The organism is Streptomyces sp. NPDC028711 (genome assembly GCF_055565415.1).
Genome location: NZ_JBVHUJ010000005.1, coordinates 58,256 through 75,691, shown reverse-complemented (window position 1 = coordinate 75,691; position 17,436 = coordinate 58,256). Strand labels below are relative to the sequence as shown.

The window sequence follows — 17,436 nt, the reverse complement described above, 5'->3', positions numbered from 1 at the left end:
CTGTCGTTCGTGTCGTTGACGTGCGGCATCGCCCCGTCCCGGAGTTATGCGCGGGCGCCCTTCGCGGCCCAGAAGCCTTCGACGCCGGCGCTGAACACGCCGCTCTCCCAGGCCTTCCGCGCGGCGACGTCCTCGCGGGCGAAGGCCTGCTCGATCTCCTCGGGCCGCGGGCGCAGGAGCGCGAGGTGAAGCGCCGTCGTATTGCTCTCCGGCGTCCATGCGTGGACCAGGTCGACGGCCCGGCCGACGAGTTCGTCCGGCGCGACGATCTCGTCCAGGAGGCCGATCCGCAGGGCCTCCTCGGAGCCGATCCGCGGCGAGCCGAGGACCATGCGCATCGCGTGGTTCCGTACGAGACGGGTCAGCAGCAGGCTCGACGCGTTCGAGATGGTGATGCCCCGGCCGTTCTCCGGCTGGTAGAACTCCGTCGCCGGGGTTCCGATCCGCGCGTCGCAGCAGAGGGTGATCTCCGAGGCGCCGCCCACCGCGAGACCGTTGACCGCCGCGATGACGGGGACGCGGGTCTCCACGACGGCCCGGGTGATGTCGTGGAAGCTCTCGAACGCCTCGCGGACCTCTTCGTACGAGGTCGGCACGGCCGTGAGGTCCTCACCCGAGGAGAAGGCCCGGCCCTCGCCGGTGAGCACGATCCCGCGCACGTTCCCGCCGGAGCCGTACTCCCGGATGACGCTCGCGAGCCGCAGCCGCGTGGCGACGTCCAGGGCGTTCAGCTTCTCCGGCCGGCGCAGCGTCAGCACCGCCACGTCGCGGACGACCTCGACACCGAGGAAGTCCGGGGACGGAACGGCGGCGGGCACGTCCGCGGTCCCGCGCCGGGCGCCGAGGTCGTGGGTGACGCCGGGCTCGGCCGCGGCGCGCTCCTTGAGCGCCGGCTTGGACACGCGCTCGGACGGTGTACGGGGGAAGTCGGCGACGAACTCGACGTAGCGCGGGATCTTGAAGCGGGCGAGCTGCCGACCGGCCCGCTCGATGATCCGCGCCGCGGTCGTCCGGTCGGCCGGCACCCCGGCGGCGAGCTGGACGAAGGCCTTGACCTCTTCGCCGAACGTCTCGTCGGGTTCGGCGACGACCGCGCAGGCCACGACCGTGTCGTCACGTTCGAGAACGGCCTCGACCTCGGCGCTCGCGATGTTCTCACCACCGCGCCGCACCATGTCCTTGATCCGCCCGACCAGGTGGACCCCGCCGCTGTCCGGTCGGCGGACGACGACGTCGCCGGTGTGCAGCCAGCCGTCCCGCAGCACCCGGGCGGTGTCCTCCGGACGGTTCCAGTAGCCGAGCATCATCGGCTTCCCCGAGACGATCAGCTCACCGGGCTCGCCCTCGGGCACGTCGGCGCCCTGCGGATCGACCACCCGGACCCGCTTCGTCGGCACCGGAAGCCCCAGGCTCCCGCTCCCCACGGCGGTCACGTCGCCGACGGGGCTGAACAGGTCGACGCCGGACTCCGTCATGCCGTAGATCTCCCGCCACGGCGCGCCCCAGCGCTGCTCGAGGTCGGCGTGGATCGCGGCCGGGACGCCCGAACAGAGGACCAGACGCACGTCGTTGTCGAGGTCGTCGGGGCTCGGCGGCTGCTTGAAGAGCAGCGTCGGCATGGACCCGAGGACGTAGAAGAAGGTCGCGCGATGGCGGCGGACGTCGGCGAAGAAGCCCGAAGCGGAGAACCGCGGCAGCACCACCAGCGGGGCCCCGATCGTCAGGGCGAGCGCGGTGTTCCACTGCGGGTCCATGTAGGAGAACGGCTGAGCGGTGAGCAGGACGTCATCGGAGCCGAGGCCGGTCACCGCGGCGCAGGTCCAGCCGATGCGCACCCAGTAGTCGTGGGTGAGCATGCACGCCTTGGGGAAACCGGTGGTGCCGGACGTGTACTGCAGGTTCGCCAGCTTCTCGGAGGTGACGCGCACCTTCGGCGCGGTCGCCGGGAAGGCCGCGGACCCGTCCTCGGCCACGTCGACGATGCGCAGGTCCGCCAAGTCGCCCTCGGTGGCGGCGACTTCCTTCAGGAGACCGGCCCGCTCGTGGTCGGTGAACACGACCCGGGCCCCCGAGTCCCGCAGGAGGAACGTGAGATCCGCCTGCTTGTACGAGGAGTTGACCGGTACGGCCACGGCGCCGGCCTTCAGTGCGGCCAGCCACACGACCGGCCAGTGCACGATGTTCGGAAGCATGATCGCGACGCGGTCGCCGGCCCGGACGCCGTCGACGTCGATCAGCCGATGCGCCAGCCTGGAGGTCCAGGCGTCGATCTCGGCGAAGGTCCAGGACGCGTCGCCGAAGCGCAGGAACTCCCGGTCCGGCGAGCGCCGCGCGCGCTGGGACAGCAGTCCGGTCAGCGTCGCGGTGGGCGGGGCCTCCCCCATCCGCTCGGGCCTGACGGCCGGTCGCGGCCGGTGCGGGGCCACTTCTCCCCCTCGCTGAGGTGTTTCTTTCACGACCACGACTGCTTCCTCCGCATGGGACGTCTTCTTTCTCGGTTCTCTGCCTCGATCGCGGGCGGGCTTGCCTCGCCGCGCCCCGATCGCGGCTGTTCAGGCTCCGGCGACGCGGCTCTGTTCGCTCCGCTCCGGCTCCGCGTCGGCCGACTCGTTGTGGGCGTGCAGGGCGCGGTAGGCGACGTAGTACATGCACATCTGGAATCCCCAGGTGCTCAGCGCGGCGGTGTAGAAGAGGGTGTGCGCCTCGTCGTCGCCCGGGATGGGGAAGAAGTCGTAGGTCGCGGCGATGACGAACGCGGCAGCGGTCGCGAGAGCCGCCCCGATGGCCGGTCCCTTCGCGCCGATCGCCCAGAGCCGCTTGGAGAAGTAGACGAGGAAGAGCGTGGTCAGCACGTTGACGAGGACGTAGAAGACGGCCAGGCCCAGACCCAGCTGTTCACCGAACAGCTGCAGGAAGAGCCCGACGGCGGCCGCGAACGCGAACACCCCGACGTCGGTCGCCTTGGACGGCTTGTACCGGTGCGTCGCCCCCATCAGGCCCATGACGAGGATCAGCGTGATGCCGACCGACCGGGAGAACGCGTCGAGGAAATGCGCCGCGGTGTACATGGGGCTCTCGTCGTCGGCGCCCAGGAGCGCGTAGACGAAGAAGTTCGACCCGGAGGTGGCGACGATGATCCATTCGAGGCCGAGCAGGTAGTTCCCGTAATTGCGGATGAACTTCCAGCCGAAGGTGAATCCGGCGGCGATCATGAAGAGATCGGCGAGCAGGAAGAACAGTTCCTTGAGTGCCATGTGTTGTCCTCGGTTCCTGAGCGACGTCAGATCGTGGTGGGCAGGCCGGCGTCGATCGAGGTGCAGTCGTCCCGCTTGAGCAGGTCCGCGGGGTCGGACATCTGGCCGGCGACTTCGGCCCAGGCGAGGCAGTGCTCCGACGACCAGTCGATCCAGATGAGCGCGGAGCCCGCCTTCATCTCGGTGGGGACCGCCTCCTCGCGACGCGGGGCGCGGTGGTCGTCCCAGAGGTGGGAGCCCGGAATCACCAGCGTCCCGCCGTTCTCCGCGGTGATCCGCGCGAGTGATGGGTTCGACATGGTTCTTCCCTCCGGTGGAGAGCGGCGAGGGCGGAACGCCTTCGCGAGGGGTGAGGTTTATGCTGCGCCATCTTGGTCGTCCGATCAAGTCATCTGACCAACTATTTGCGCGCAAGGCCACGGCCAGGGCCGATGCGGACAATCCGCCTGTTAGCCTGGTCGTTGACTTGATCGATCGTCCAACTTCTGCAGGGGGAACCAGTGGCACGCGTACCGGCGGCCGAGCGGCGCAATGACCTGGTGAACGCGGCCATCCAAGTGATCGCGAGCCACGGCGTCGACGGTGCGACGACCCGGCGGATCGCCGAGCAGGCCAACGCACCCCTTGCGACGCTGCACTACTGCTTCCAGTCCAAGGAGCTGCTGTTCGCGGCCGTCTTCGAGAAGCTCTCGGAGCGGTACCGCGAGGTCCTGGTCGCGAACGACGTGCACGGCGACGTGGCCACGACGGCGCGTGCGATCCTCCGCGGACTCATGGACTGGTATCTCGAGTCCTCGGACTTCGCCTCCGCGACCGTCGAGCTGATCAGCTGGGCGCAACGCACGAAGGAGCACCCGGCCGAGGCCGTGTACAGCGAGGCGTTCAAGGTCATGGGCTCGATCCTCGAGAGGGCGGCCTCCGGACAGGACATCGCACCCGAGACGATCGACCGGATCGGCTACGTGGTCGGCACCCTGTCGGACGGCTTCGTCATGAACTGGCTGACGCACGCCGACCGCGCCAAGGCCGCCGGGCAGGCGGAGGTCGTCATCGACGTCCTCGACGCGTGGCTGGCCACGCAGCTCCCCTGATCACGAGCATCTCCGCGAGCAGCGGCGCCGAGTCCGCCCCGCATCGGCGGGCAGCGAACGACGGACGGTGACCGGCGGACCCGAGTGCGTCGGCCGCCGGCCGCGTCCGGACGCACTCGGATCCCCCTCGTCACAGGCGTTTCACGGATTCCTCGACGATCCACGTCATCGTCGGGTCGTCGCTCTCCATCCACTCCGGATGCCACTGGACACCCAGCACCGGTGCGTCCGGGAGCTCCACCGCCTCGACCACACCGTCGGACGTCCGCCCCGTCACGACGAGTCCCGCGCCGCAGCGGTCGACGGCCTGGTGGTGCCACGAGTTGGTGACGGCCCGCGCTCCGAAGAGTCCCGCCACGATCGAGCCGGGCTCGAAGGCCACGAGGTGATCGGCCGTGCCGTCGGTGAGCGCGGCCTCCTGCGACAGATGCCGCACCTCACCGGGCGGCAGGTCGGCGACGAGCGTGCCGCCGAGCGCCACGTTGAGGACCTGCATGCCCCGGCACACGGCGAGCACCGGTATCCCCCGGTCGAGCGCGGCGCGTACGAGGGCGAGCTCGTGCGCGTCCCGCTCGGGGTCGTGGACCATGGGGTCCGTCCGCGGGTCGACGTCGCGGACCACGGACGTGTCCCCGCCCCAGCACGCCGGATGCAGGTCCTGCCCGCCGGTGATGACGACGCCGGCCAGCCAGTGACAGACCGCCTCCGGATCCGTCTCGTACGAGAGGTTCACCGGGAGACCGCCGGCCCGTGCGATCCGGATCCCGTAGTCGGACATGTAGCTGTCGACGCAGCGATCGCCGTACCGGCGGTCCGCGCCCCGGATCAGGTCCAGCCGGATCCGCCGGCCGGTGACGCCGATCAGCGGCCGCACGGCGGCCGCCTCGATGCCCTGCGCGCTCACGGCAGTTCGAAGTATCGGCTGGACTCCCACGGGGAGAGTTCGGCGAACGGGTCACCGCCCGCGGTGTGGAACTGCATCCACTCCCACCGGCGCGATCCGACCCAGTAGTCCACGAATTCGGATCCCAGGAGGTCACGGAGGAGCGGATCCGCCTCGAGCGCGGCGGCGGCCTTCGTGATGGTGTCCGGCAGGCGTGTGAGGATCCCGGGCGGCATGCACCAGGCCATGTCGGTGACCGGCTCCGGCGGTTCGATCTTGCGCTCCAGGCCCGCGATCACCCCGGCGAGGACGCCGGCGAGCGCGAGGTACAGGTTCGCGTCCGCGCCCGGGACCCGGTACTCCAGGCGGGAGTACGAGGGGTGTCCGCAGACCGCCCGTACCGCGGTGGTCTTGTTGCTGATGCCCCAGCTGACGGTGACCGGCGGGCCGCTGAGATCCACCAGGCGCCGGTACGAGGTGATCTGCGGGAGCACGATCGAGCAGTTGCCCTCCAGCGTCGCGAGCAGACCGCCGACGGCGTGGAGCATCGTCTCCGACGGTCCGTCCTCCGCGAAGAACGCGTTGACGCCGTCGCGCTGGAGAGACAGGTTGATGTGCGAGGCCTGTCCGTAGCCCGCGGTGGGCTTGGCCATGAAGGTGACCGTGTGCCCGAGGTCGAACGCGACCTCGCGCATGATCTGGCGGGTCCGCGCCCAGGCGTCGCAGACCGTGATCGGGTCGCCGGGCGCCAGGTTGATCTCGATCTGGCCGGCGGCGTCCTCGTCGCTCCAGGCCTCCCACGCGATGCCGACCGCGTCGAGCCGGTCGGCGACGGCGTTCATGTACCCGGTCCAGTCCTTGGACTTCGCGAGGTGATAGGCCGTGCCCGCGCTCCCGCCGAGGGGCGTCAGGTCGCGGTATCCGCGGGCGCGCGCCTCCTGGATGGACTCCTCGAAGACGGTCGCCTCGATCTCGACGGCGACGGTCGCGGTGAAGCCGAGCGCGGCGAGGCGGGCGGTCATCTTCCGCGTGAGGTTGCGGGGACAGAGGGGGACCGGCGTGCCGTCCTTCAGCCAGTAGTCGCCGATCACGGCGTCGAGACCCGGCTCCCACTCGACCTTGGTCGACATGTCGGGGCGGAAGTAGACGTCGTCGAGATGCCCGCGCCAGTCGGGGAAGACGCATCCCAGGGCCGGGGCGTTGCCGAGGTCGAGTCCGAAGAGGAGGTCGGCGAAGGCGAACCCCGAGTTCACGCCCGAGGCGAACTTCTTCGGCGCCAGGGTCTTGCCGAGGAACGAGCCGTCATGGTTCGTCGCCTCAAGCCGGACGGCCCGGGTTCCGGCATCGCGGGCGTCAACTCCCGCGCCGGCCTTGGTGAGTTCAGACATCGTAACGAACCTTCCAGGATGCGCCGACCATGACGGACAGCTGGGAGAAGGTGCCCTGAACCCCGAGCACACCTGTGGACAGGACGGCGAGGAGGTCGTCGGCTCCGGAGAACACGCCGGCGAGCGTCTCGGGGGCTCCGGCGATCAGGTAGTGCGTCGCACCCTCGCCGAGCACGACCTGCTCCAGGCCGTCGGGGCCCTCCGTGACCGCGACGAGCACGTCCGGGATCCCCGGCACGGAGCGCGCGGCGGTCCAGAAGTGCTCGGCGGCCGCCTGCCAGTCCGGCACCGGCGGCGACAGCGCGAGCAGCGCGTCCGCGGCGAGTTCGGCGTCGCCCGAGGGGGCTTCGGCGGGCGCGAACCGGGCGTTCAGGTCGACGGTGAGCGCCGCGTCGGGTTCGGCGGCGGCTCCGCTCGCCACCTCGACGACGCCGTCGGCGAAGGTGATCGTCGCCGCCTGCGGCGTGTCGTGGGACCGGATCGCCACCGTGGCGGCCGGCTTCCGCAGCACCGGGAGCGCGTGGCCCGCACGGGCGGAATCCCGCAGGGTGCGGCCGATCAGCCGAACGAGGGGAGTCGCGTCGTCCTCGATCCGTACGTCGATCTGTAGGGCCGCCGCATCGGACACCGCAGGAACCGTCGTGGTTTCGGTCATCCTCCAGTCCTTTCGCCTTGGGGAGATCGCGCGTGCCACGCATCGGCCGCTTCGGATCTCCTATGGGGGTGATCGACATGGTCAATTGACTCGATCAGATGACTAGGATGGTGGAGCACGGGTTACCCCATGTCAATGACTTCGGAGAGGTCCCACCGTGAACGAAGCGCAACCGTCGTACTGGGATCAGCTGGACGCCGACGCCCGGTTCGTCGCGCAGGTCATCGCCGAAACCCTCACGACACCGGTACGCGAACTGGGCGCGAAGGCGGCACGGAGACTCCTGGCGAGCTCACCGCCGGAGCAGCCCCTCACCCCCCTCGACCGGGTCGAACACCTGACCCTGCCCACCCGGTCCGGCGAGCTCCGCGCCCGCCTCTACCATCCGGACGGGTCGTCGGCGTCGGAAGGCACACGACCGGCGCTGATGTACCTGCACGGTGGCGGATTCGTCCTCGGCACCCTCGACGGAGTCGACGAGGTCTGCCGCGCGACAGCCGCCCGGTCCGGGTGGGTGGTGTTCTCCCTGGAGTACCGGCTCGCGCCGGAGAACCCCTATCCGGCCGCGCTCGACGACTGTTTCGACGCGTTCGCCTGGCTGCGCCGGTCGGCTGCCGGGTTCGGCATCGATCGGGACATGATCGCCGTAGGAGGAGATTCCGCGGGCGGCAATCTGGCCGCCGCGCTCTGCCTCAAGCTCCGGGACCTCGGGCGCACCCAGCCCGTCTCGCAGGTGCTCGTCTACCCCGCCGTCGACGACGCGTTCGCCACCCCGTCCTGGACGGAGTTCGCCGACGCGCCGCTGCTGACCAGTGCGGACGCCCGCTGGCTCTGGGAGCAGTACATCGGGCCCGACCACACGGGCGAGGTCGACCACCTCGCGGCCCCGATGCGCGCGGCGTCCCTGCGCGGTCTCCCGCCGGCGCTCGTGCTCACCGCCGAGGTCGATCCGCTGCGCGACGACGCCGAGGCGTACGCCGAGAGGCTGCGGCAGGACGGCGTCGAGGTCACCCTGACCCGCTGCGCCGGCGTGTTCCACGGCTTCTTCACCGAAGTGGGCGTGTTCGCCAGGACGGACGAGGCGATCGCCCAGGTGGTGCGCCACCTGCGGGACCTCGCCGCGCCACTGGTGAAGGACACCCGGCTGCGGCGCCCCGGCGACGCGTAACTCGATTGCGATTCGACTATTGACGGCCGATCGCGCCGCTGATTAGCCTGCCTAGGTCATACGACTGAGTCAAATGACCAACTCGTCCTCTCGGCGTACCGAGGGTGCACGGCCCCCGCCGCAGCCCTGACGGCCGCCACCCGCGTTTCGACTACCCGAAGGCACATGCATGACTGACAAGACCCCAGCCCCAGCCCCCGTCGTCGACGTCCTCTGTGTCGGCGCGGGATTCTCCGGCCTCTACGCCGCCTACAAGGTCGCCGAGAAGGGCTGGACCTTCGCCGGCTTCGAGGCCGCGCCCACCGTCGGCGGCACGTGGTACTGGAACACGTACCCCGGTGCCCGGTGCGACGTCGAGAGCGTCTACTACTCGTACTCGTTCAGCGAGGAGCTCCAGCAGGAGTGGACGTGGAGCGAGCGCTTCGCCCCGCAGGCCGAGATCCTCAGCTACATCAACCACGTCGCCGACCGCTTCGACCTGCGCCGGCACTTCAGCTTCGACACCCGGGTGACCTCGGCGACCTGGCTCCCGGACGAGCGGCTCTGGGAGGTGGCCCTCGACTCCGGCGAGACCCGGCGGGGCCGCTACCTGCTCGCCGGCTCGGGAGGCCTCTCGACGCCCAAGGCCTTCGACGTGCCGGGACTCGAGAACTTCACCGGGACCACGGTCTCGACGAGCCGGTGGGACATCCCGCTGAGCGATCTGGCGGGCAGGCGCGTCGCCGTGATCGGCACCGGATCGTCCGCGGTGCAGTGCATTCCGCTCATCGCCGAGGTCGCCGAGCACCTCACCGTGTTCCAGCGCACCCCCAACTACGTGTTCCCGGCCCGGAACGCCCCGCTGGCGGCGGATGTCGTCGACGAGATCAAGAGCAACTACGCGGCGATCCGCGAGGAATGCCGCCACTCGCTCGGCGGAATCCCGGACCGCGTCCCCGACGCCGCGGCGTTCGACGTCTCCGACGAGGAGCGGCGCGAGCGCTATGAGAAGGCCTATGAGCGCAGTGGATTCAACGGCGTCGGCGGCGAGTTCTCCGATCTGCTGACCGACGCGCGGGCCAACGAGACCGCGGCGGAGTTCGTACGCGAGAAGATCCGCCAGATCGTCAAGGACCCCGGGACCGCCGCCGTCCTCGAGCCCCGCTTCCACGCGCTCGGCGCCAAGCGGAGCTGCTTCGGCACCGACTACTACGAGACGTTCAACCGCCCGAACGTCTCGGCGGTCTCGCTGCGCGACGAACCGATCGAGACCATGACGAGCGACAGCATCGTCACGACGGCCGGCTCCTACGAGGTCGACGCCATCGTCCTCGCGATCGGATTCGACGCCTTCACCGGCCCGCTGTACGCGCTCAACATCTCCGTCCCGGAGTCCGGCAGGCTCCAGGACGCGTGGAGCGACGGAGTCCGGACGTACCTGGGCATCATGACCGCCGGGTTCCCGAACTTCTTCATGATCGGCGGACCGCAGAGCCCGGCCCTCGCGAGCAATGTCGTGGTCACCATCGAGCAGGCCGTCGACTGGATCACCGATCTCATCGGACACGCGAAGGCCGGGGGCGCCGGCGTCATCGCGCCGACGGCCGAAGCCCAGGACGACTGGGTGAGGATCACCGAGCTCACGGTCGGCCAGACGCTGTACGCGACCACCGACTCCTGGTACCGGGGTTCGAACGTGACCGGCAAGCCGTCGACCTTCCTCGGCTACGTGGGCGGAGTCGGCAAGTACCGCAGGATGTGCGCCAAACTCGCCAAGCACGGCTACCCGGGCGTCGAGTTCGACGGTGTGGCCGTCGCCCGCCGCATCGCCCGCATCGACAGGGAGACGGCATGAAGGTCGTGCACCAGCGCTACGTCGCCCACTCCGAGGCGCACTACGCGGGGAACCTGGTCGACGGGGCCTTCGGTCTGAAGCTGTTCGGAGACGCCGGAACGCACCTGGCGATCACCGTCGACGGCCACGAGAGCCTGTTCGCCGGGTACGCGTCGGTCGAGTTCCTCGCCCCGGTCCGCGGCGGCGACGTCGTCGAAGCCGAGGCGCGCCTGGTGTCGAAGGGGACCCGTAGCCGGACCGTCGAGTTCGAACTCCGCGTCATCTGCCGCACGGTCGACGACACCGGCCGGGCCGAAGTGCTGGCGGAGCCCGTCGTCGCCACCCGGGCACGAGGAACGGCCGTCGTGCCGGCCGACGCAGGGACGACGGCACGCTGACCGTCGGGGGGCCGTGCACGCGACGCGTGCACGGCCTTTTCGGTGGGCGCTGTTCTCCTTCCCCGGGAGGGAGTTCGGCCCGGTCGGCCCGCGGTGGTGCGGGACGACCGGGCCGACGCCCCGGTGGGGGGGGGGGGGGGGGGGGGGGGGGGCGGGGGGGGGGGGGGGGGGGGCCCCCCCCCCCCCCCCCCCCCCCGGGGGGGCCCCCCCCCCCCCCCCCCGCCACCGGGGCTCGCTACTTCTGGGCGTGCGCGCCCAGGAGGCCCACCACGTTGAGGAACACGTACGTGCCGAAGACGTAGAAGAAGACCCGCCATGCGACGCCCTTCGCCTTCCACCTCTCGTTCGCCCGGCCCGTGCCGGCGTCCTTGCCGCTCACGCCAGTTCCCCTTTCGGTTTGTCGAGGGTGCTGCCGAGCCATCCGAGCAGGAAGGCCGCCGGGACCGAGACCAGCCCCGGGGTGTGGAACGGGTACCAGTCGAAGGCCGCGTCCGGCCACAGCGCGTACGCGGTCCCGGAGACGGCCGGGGAGAACAAGGTGAGGACGGTGCAGAGCGCCAGTCCCCCGTACACGGACCACAGCAGCCCCCGACGGTTGAACCCCGGCCAGAAGAAGGAGTAGGTCAGGACGGGAAAGACGCACGTCGCCGCGACGCTCAGCGAGAAGATGACCAGGAACTCGACGGGATAGCGGTGGACGGAGGCGGACAGCGCCACCCCTCCGAGACACAGGACGGCGACGCCGATACGAAGGGCCAAGACCTCGCCCGTGGCGCTCAGAGGGCGCTTGGTCCGGGCGAGGACGTCGTGCGTGAGGGAGACCGCGGCCGAGAAGGTCACGCTCGTCACGGCCGTAAGCACCGCGAGGAAGGCCACGCAGGCCACGACGGTGATGAGGAGCACGCGTACCGTCGATCCCTGGCCGAGGACACCGGAGGCGAGGAGGATCGGGGCCGCCTGACCGTTCGCGTCGACCGCGCCGATGCTCTCGCCGCCGACCACGGCCGCCGCCGCGAATCCGGTCGTGATCAGCAGGAGGTAGAAGGCCCCCGTCAGTCCCACGGCGATGCTCGTGGACCGTCGGGCCGACGGCCCGCTCCGCGACGCGGCGACCCGCAGGATCAGATGCGGCATCATCGCCATGCCGAGGATCACGATCAGGTGGTCGCTGATCGTGTTCAGCGGACCCAGACCCGCCGCGTGCGCCCAGAGTCCCCGGCTCAGGTATCCGTCCGGCACCGCGCTCCGCTCCACGGCGGCGTCGAGCAGGCCGCCGGGGCTCCACGAGAACTTCCGCAGGGCGAGCAGGGTGATCACCGCGAGCGTCACCAGCGTGACGGGCACCTTGACGACCTGGACGAAGCTGGTGCCCCTCAGGTCCGCCACCGCGGCGAAGCAGGCCACGAGGCAGCCCATCAGCACCGTGCAGGCCACCTGGGCCGTTTCGCTCGACATGCCGATCAGGAGCGCCGCGCTGATGCCGGCGGCCCGCAGCTGGACGATGAGCAGCGGGAACGTGATGACGAGCGTCACCACGGCCGCCGCCGTGCGCGGTCCCTGGCCCGGGGCCCGCAGGGAGAAGAGGCCGCCGAGCGTGTAATGACCGCTCTCGCGGATCTTCCGGGCGAGGAGGAGCAGGAGCCCGAGCGCGATGACGCTGTCGATGGCGGAGGCGAGCCCGTCGTATCCGAAGAGGGCGATCGCTCCGGAGGCCGCGAACAGGGTGATGACGGTGATGTACTCGCCCGCCAGGGCGAAGCCGTTGAAGGCCGGCGAGAGGGACCGGTCGGCGGTGTAGAGCCTTTCCGGACGTTCGTCCGGGCTCGCGAGGGTGAAGGTCCACAGCAGGCAGAGCCCGATGAAGATCAGAAACGCGCTGATCACGGGCGTCCGGGCGGCCGGGCCGACCGGATCGAGTACGCCCGCGCTCAGGAGGAGCGGAGTCGTCACCGGCTCACCATCCCGGCTCTCGGACGACACCGGGCGGCGGGGAGGCCGGTGGCCACTCACCGGAACCGCACAGTCGCGTGGACCGGGCCTCGTACCACCACGCGCTGCCGACGAAGACACCGAGTTGCAAGAGGCCCCACACGACACCGAGCGTGAGGCGTCCGTACACCTGGATACCGGTGAGCGCGGTGGAGCAGGACAGCACGACGCCGATGCCGAGGGGCACCGCGTTGACGACCAGGAACGCCCGCCCGACCTGCCGATCGGGACGGGGCGCGGGCGGTCGGGCGGCCGGAGTGGGGACGGGAGGGGAGTGCACGGAGCCTCCGGGGTGGTGGGGTGATGGGTGAGGTTAGGGCATGCGAAGGGGCCGGCCGCCGCGCCCGGGAGCACGGGGCGCGGCAGCACGGCACAGGGAAGGGCACAGAGGTGGGGCGGCGGCTGCCGAGGGCGAACCGCCGGTGGTCCTCAGCCGCTCTCGGTGGCGGCGATCCACTCGTCGTAGAACGGCGGCATGCCGGACGCCGGCCGCATGAAGCGCGGGGAGCGCTTCTCACGGAAGGCCGAGACTCCCTCGGCTCCGTCGCCGATGCTGGAGTAGAACATCGCCAGGGACTCCACCCGATGGGCGTCCTGCGGCCGCTCCAGGTTCGCGTTGCGGACCGTCATCTGCCGCGTCAGCGCGGTCGCCACGCGCGAACGGCCCAGCGTCCAGCGGTCCGCAAGCGCGCGAGCCTCCTTCACGAGGCGGTCGGGTTCGTGGACCGCGTTCGCCAGGCCGACGGCTTCAGCGGCCTCCGCGTCGAGGATCTCCGCGGAGTACAGCAGGTCCAGCGCCTTGGGCAGACCGACCAGGCGGGGCAGGAACCAGGTCGAGGCGGCCTCGGGCGTGATGCCCAGCCGGCCGAAGACGAGGCCGAACCGCGCGTTCGTCGACATCAGCCGCGCGTCCATCGCGAGCGTCATGGTCGCCCCGATCCCGACGGCGGGACCGTTGATCGCCGCGATCACGGGCTTCCGGCACGCGTGGATCGCCAGCGTGACCCTGCCGCCGGTGTCTCTGACCCGGCGGATGTCCGGGCTGTCCAGATCGCTCATGTCGGCGAGCGTGGGCGTACGGGACTCGTCGAGCCCGAACACGTTGCCGTCCGAGCCGAGGTCCATGCCGGCGCAGAACGCCTTGCCCGCACCGGTGACGATGACGGCCCGTACGTCGTCGTTCTCGTTCACCTCGGTGAACGTCCGCTCGAGCTCCCCGGCCATCGTCGGCGTGAAGGCGTTCAGACGGTCCGGCCGGTCGAGGGTGACGGTGAGGACGCCGTCGTCGACGCGGTGATGGAGGGTGGTCCAGGTCATCAGGGGGTGCTCCTGCTTCGTACGGCGGGCGGCGCGGCCGGGTTCATCCGCGGAGGTCGGCGAGCCGGCCGATGATCTTCTCGGCGTCGGCCACGATGCCGCTGACGATCTCCTCGCAGGTGGCCACGGACTCGATGAGCCCCTGCGCCTGACCGGCCCACCACAGGCCGTCGTCCATCTGCCCCTGTTCGAGCACGCGGGTACGGCCCCGGACGCCGGAGGCCAGTTCGGCGACGTCCTCGAAGACCGCGCCGGGGCGCTTCGACCGGGTGACGATCTCCTCGGAGATCGCGTTGCGCGCGACCCGGCCGGTGTTCCCGAACTCGCGGAAGACCAGCTGCGTGGCCCGTTCGTCGTTGGCCACGATCTGGTCCTTCACGTTCCGGTGCACCGGCGCCTCCGCACTGGCGACGAACCGGGTGCCCATGTTCACGGCGCAGGCCCCGAGGGCGAGGGCGGCGGCGAGACCGCTGCCGTTCGCGAAGCCACCGCTGGCGATCACGGGGATGTCCAGACGACGCACGGCGGCCGGGATGAGCACAAGGCCGGGGATGTCCTCCTCGCCGGGGTGTCCCGCGCACTCGAAGCCGTCGACGCTGACCGCGTCGACGCCGATGCTCTGCGCCTTGAGCGCGTGCCGCACGGCCACCGCCTTGTGGATCACCTTGACTCCCGCGGCCTTGAACGCGGTCACATGCTCGGCCGGGTTGCTGCCGGCCGTCTCCACGACCCGTACGCCGCTCTCGATGATCGCCGCCCGGTACTCCGCGTACGGCACCGGCTTGAGGGTGGGCAGGATGGTGAGGTTGACGCCGAACGGCCGGTCGGTCATCTCGCGGCACCGCGCGATCTCCCGCGCCAGCGCCTCCGGGGTGGGCTGGGTCAGCGCCGTCAGGAAGCCGAGGGCTCCCGCCTCGGCCACCGCGGAGATGAGGTCCGCGGTGCCCACGCCGGTCATGCCGCCGCAGACGATCGGATGGTCCACTCCGAACAACTCGGTGAAGGAAGTCGAAATCATGAGTGAGGCCGGCCAGGGCCCTCTCCGTTCTCCTGCTGTCGCCGGACGCGAGCCCCACGGCGACCTCCATGTCGCCGGCGGCTTGGCGGGCCGAGAGCGAGATTCGATTTCGAATCGAGTTTGAGTTTAGAGTCGACCTGTGAGCAACTGTCAAGGCCCCGAGGGGGAGACGCACACTCCCGCGCCGGGGCCGTCGGCGCTGACGCCGGCTTCCGCCCCCGCTCGGCCGCTCCCGTCCGGACAGGCGGGCGACCGGGTCCTTGGATACGTTTCACTCATGGAGAAGGACGTCTCCGCGTTCCTCAGCCGCCTGGCCCGTGAGCTGAGGCCACGCTCGGAGCAATGGGCCGGCATCCTCATGGAGCGCATGCGTGGGGAGCTCCCGGAACTGTGGCGGCACGAGGATCTTGCACAGGCCGCGCCGCGGGAGACCGCGGAGCACGTCACGGCCTTCCTCGACGCCCTGGAGCGCGACCGCGACGTGACGCGGGCCGAGGTGCCTCCCACCGCCCTGGAACTCGCTCGCCGGTTCGCCGAGGACGGCGTACCGATCAGCAAGCTGCTCCGCTCCTACCGCCTCGCACACGTCGTCCTGCTCGAGCTGCTGCAGGGGGAGGCCGTCCGGCTCGCCGACGACCAGGGGCTGGCCAACGCCGCGACCCGGCGGCTGATCTCCACGGCGTTCGAGTACATCGACCGCAGCTCGGAGGAGGTGGTCACCGCCTACCAGGAGGTACGCGACCGGCGGATGCGGCGCAGGCTCGTCCTGACCGACGAGGCGAGCAGGCGGATCGGGACCACGCTCGACACCACCCGTACCGCCCAGGAGCTGGCGGAGGTCGGCGTCGACCACTTCGCCGACCTCGTCACCGTCGACCTCCTCGACTCCGTCCTCCTCGGCCCCGCCCCGGGCGACGGGGAGCCACAGCCGCCCACGGACGCACCGGTGCTGCGGCGCCTCGCCCAGCGTTCCGTACGGGACGACTCCGCGGACTCCCCCGTCGGCACGGGCCGTTCGCACACCTACCCGGCGGACTCGGCACCTGCGGAGGCACTGGCCTCGGGGCGGCCCATGCTGCTCCGGGTCACGGCGACGGACGCCCCCGCGCCGCCCGCCCCGCCCGACGACGGCATCCACTCGGTCCTGCTGCTGCCCCTGCACGCACGGGGGGCCACCCTGGGCCTGGCCCAGTTCGCGCGCGACCGCACCGCCGCGCCGTTCGACGACGACGATCTCCTGCTGGCCCAGGAGATCGCGGCCAGGGCGGCGGTGTACATCGACAACGCCCGCCGGTACACCCAGGAACACGCCACCGCACTCACCCTCCAGCGCAGCCTGCTGCCACAGGGCCCGGTGGAACAGTCCGCCGTCGACACCGCCGCACGCTACCTCCCCAGCGGGTCCCGGGCGGGCGTGGGCGGCGACTGGTACGACGTGATCCCGCTCTCCGGCGCCCGCGTCGCCCTCGTCGTGGGCGATGTCGTCGGCCGCGGCCTGCACGCGGCCGCGACCATGGGCCGCCTGCGGACCGCCGTCCGCGCCTTCGCCGACATCGACCTGATGCCCGACGAACTGCTCACCCACCTCGACGACGTGGTCATCCGCCTCCAGAGGGAGGAGGCCGGCGAGGACGTCGAGATCAGCGCCACCTGCCTGTACGCGGTCTACGACCCCGCAACCCGGCTCTGCTCCCTCGCCAGCGCCGGGCACGTACCGCCGACCGTGGCGACTCCTCCGGCCGCTTCCGGGACGGTCGACCTCGCGGAGCTGCCGATCGGTCCGCCGCTGGGGCTCGGCGGACTTCCGTTCGAGACCGCCCAGTGGGAACTGCCGGAGGGCAGCCTGCTCGCGCTCCACACCGACGGCCTCATCCAGGGCCGTGCGCGCGACGTGGGCGCCTCGCTGGAGCTGCTCGGCGACACCCTCGCACAGGCGTCACGGTCCTCGATGTCGCCGGACGAGATCTGCGACCGACTGCTGACCGCCCTGCTCCCGGGGCGCCCCGCCGACGACGTGGCGCTCCTGGTCGCGCGCACCCGGGCGCTCGATCCCAGCCACGTCGCCACGCTGCACCTCCCGTCCGACCCGGCAGCGGTCTCCGGCGCCCGCCGCTTCACGGCCGAGACCCTGACCGCCTGGGGCGCGGAGGAGCTCTCCTTCACCACGGAACTGATGGTCAGCGAACTGGTGACGAACGCGATCCGCTACGGCAAGCCCCCGGTCCACCTGCGGCTCATCCTCGACTCCACCTTGACCTGCGAGGTCTTCGACACCAACAGCACCTCACCCCACCTGCGCCGCGCCCGGATCTTCGACGAGGGCGGACGCGGCCTGCTGCTCGTCGCCCAGCTGGCCGAACGCTGGGGCACGCGGCACGGCCGCGAGGGCAAGGTCATCTGGGCGGAGCAGGCACTCGCGTAGCGGCGCGTGTCGCCGCCGTACTCGGCAGGTCCGGGGCCTG

Annotated in this window: 16 protein-coding genes; 5 read left to right on the top strand and 11 right to left on the bottom strand. The window is 71.0% G+C overall.

From position 1 onward, the window contains the following. Window positions 1-44: 44 nt before the first annotated feature. The 3 genes from ACZ4VK_RS18270 to ACZ4VK_RS18260 all read right to left on the bottom strand — a co-directional run bounded on the left by ACZ4VK_RS18270 (window position 45) and on the right by ACZ4VK_RS18260 (window position 3,553). Window positions 45-2,384 carry an AMP-binding protein gene (locus tag ACZ4VK_RS18270; RefSeq protein ID WP_468353372.1) on the bottom strand — a complete coding sequence of 780 codons (2,340 nt, stop codon included), beginning with the start codon at window positions 2,382-2,384 and terminating at the stop codon, window positions 45-47. 168 nt (window positions 2,385-2,552) lie between these two features. Beyond that, window positions 2,553-3,254: a transporter gene (locus ACZ4VK_RS18265; RefSeq protein WP_468353371.1), complete on the bottom strand. Its 702-nt coding sequence runs from the start codon at window positions 3,252-3,254 to the stop codon at window positions 2,553-2,555. A 26-nt stretch (window positions 3,255-3,280) separates the two neighbouring features. Further along, entirely contained in the window at window positions 3,281-3,553 is a 273-nt protein-coding gene (locus ACZ4VK_RS18260) for a phytanoyl-CoA dioxygenase family protein (protein WP_468353370.1), read from the bottom strand. A gap of 201 nt (window positions 3,554-3,754) precedes the next feature. Here ACZ4VK_RS18260 and ACZ4VK_RS18255 point away from each other — a divergent pair, with 201 nt between their 5' ends. Further along, window positions 3,755-4,345 carry a TetR/AcrR family transcriptional regulator gene (locus tag ACZ4VK_RS18255; RefSeq protein ID WP_468353369.1) on the top strand — a complete coding sequence of 197 codons (591 nt, stop codon included), beginning with the start codon at window positions 3,755-3,757 and terminating at the stop codon, window positions 4,343-4,345. Window positions 4,346-4,475: 130 nt separating this feature from the next. Here ACZ4VK_RS18255 and ACZ4VK_RS18250 read toward each other — a convergent pair whose 3' ends face one another. The 3 genes from ACZ4VK_RS18250 to ACZ4VK_RS18240 are packed head-to-tail and all read right to left on the bottom strand — an operon-like array spanning window position 4,476 to window position 7,271. Continuing rightward, the gene (locus ACZ4VK_RS18250; RefSeq protein WP_468353368.1) at window positions 4,476-5,249 is read right to left on the bottom strand and encodes a gamma-glutamyl-gamma-aminobutyrate hydrolase family protein; all 774 of its coding nucleotides are present in this window, start codon (window positions 5,247-5,249) and stop codon (window positions 4,476-4,478) included. Next, entirely contained in the window at window positions 5,246-6,616 is a 1,371-nt protein-coding gene (locus tag ACZ4VK_RS18245; protein WP_468353367.1) for a glutamine synthetase family protein, read from the bottom strand. The genes ACZ4VK_RS18250 and ACZ4VK_RS18245 overlap by 4 nt, the downstream gene beginning before the upstream one ends. Then, window positions 6,609-7,271, bottom strand: a complete 663-nt coding sequence (locus ACZ4VK_RS18240) for a hypothetical protein (protein WP_468353366.1) — start codon at window positions 7,269-7,271, stop codon at window positions 6,609-6,611. Before ACZ4VK_RS18240 ends, ACZ4VK_RS18245 begins: the two co-directional genes overlap by 8 nt. A 157-nt stretch (window positions 7,272-7,428) precedes the next feature. Here ACZ4VK_RS18240 and ACZ4VK_RS18235 point away from each other — a divergent pair, with 157 nt between their 5' ends. The 3 genes from ACZ4VK_RS18235 to ACZ4VK_RS18225 all read left to right on the top strand — a co-directional run bounded on the left by ACZ4VK_RS18235 (window position 7,429) and on the right by ACZ4VK_RS18225 (window position 10,650). Next, a complete protein-coding gene (locus tag ACZ4VK_RS18235) occupies window positions 7,429-8,439 on the top strand; it encodes an alpha/beta hydrolase (RefSeq protein ID WP_468353365.1) in 1,011 nt (336 codons plus the stop codon). 169 nt (window positions 8,440-8,608) lie between these two features. Beyond that, a complete protein-coding gene (locus ACZ4VK_RS18230) occupies window positions 8,609-10,273 on the top strand; it encodes a flavin-containing monooxygenase (RefSeq protein WP_468353364.1) in 1,665 nt (554 codons plus the stop codon). Continuing rightward, window positions 10,270-10,650 carry a hotdog domain-containing protein gene (locus ACZ4VK_RS18225; RefSeq protein ID WP_468353363.1) on the top strand — a complete coding sequence of 127 codons (381 nt, stop codon included), beginning with the start codon at window positions 10,270-10,272 and terminating at the stop codon, window positions 10,648-10,650. Before ACZ4VK_RS18230 ends, ACZ4VK_RS18225 begins: the two co-directional genes overlap by 4 nt. 235 nt (window positions 10,651-10,885) lie before the next feature. Here ACZ4VK_RS18225 and ACZ4VK_RS18220 read toward each other — a convergent pair whose 3' ends face one another. The 5 genes from ACZ4VK_RS18220 to ACZ4VK_RS18200 form a co-directional block, all read right to left on the bottom strand. Beyond that, window positions 10,886-11,029 (bottom strand): DUF6126 family protein, encoded by a 144-nt coding sequence (locus ACZ4VK_RS18220; RefSeq protein WP_468353362.1) that lies wholly within the window; start codon window positions 11,027-11,029, stop codon window positions 10,886-10,888. Continuing rightward, window positions 11,026-12,600: a sodium:solute symporter family transporter gene (locus ACZ4VK_RS18215; protein ID WP_468353361.1), complete on the bottom strand. Its 1,575-nt coding sequence runs from the start codon at window positions 12,598-12,600 to the stop codon at window positions 11,026-11,028. The genes ACZ4VK_RS18220 and ACZ4VK_RS18215 overlap by 4 nt, the downstream gene beginning before the upstream one ends. A 4-nt stretch (window positions 12,601-12,604) precedes the next feature. Then, window positions 12,605-12,919 (bottom strand): hypothetical protein, encoded by a 315-nt coding sequence (locus tag ACZ4VK_RS18210; protein WP_468353360.1) that lies wholly within the window; start codon window positions 12,917-12,919, stop codon window positions 12,605-12,607. Window positions 12,920-13,068: 149 nt separating this feature from the next. After that, on the bottom strand, window positions 13,069-13,956 hold the full coding sequence (locus tag ACZ4VK_RS18205; RefSeq protein WP_468353359.1) for a crotonase/enoyl-CoA hydratase family protein: 888 nt from the start codon (window positions 13,954-13,956) through the stop codon (window positions 13,069-13,071). Between the two features lie 43 nt (window positions 13,957-13,999). Beyond that, window positions 14,000-14,974: an NAD(P)H-dependent flavin oxidoreductase gene (locus ACZ4VK_RS18200; protein ID WP_468353358.1), complete on the bottom strand. Its 975-nt coding sequence runs from the start codon at window positions 14,972-14,974 to the stop codon at window positions 14,000-14,002. 277 nt (window positions 14,975-15,251) lie between these two features. On the opposite strand from ACZ4VK_RS18200, the gene ACZ4VK_RS18195 reads away from it, so the two are divergent. After that, window positions 15,252-17,396, top strand: coding sequence for an ATP-binding SpoIIE family protein phosphatase (locus ACZ4VK_RS18195; RefSeq protein ID WP_468353357.1), 2,145 nt, complete (start codon window positions 15,252-15,254; stop codon window positions 17,394-17,396). Window positions 17,397-17,436: the final 40 nt, after the last annotated feature.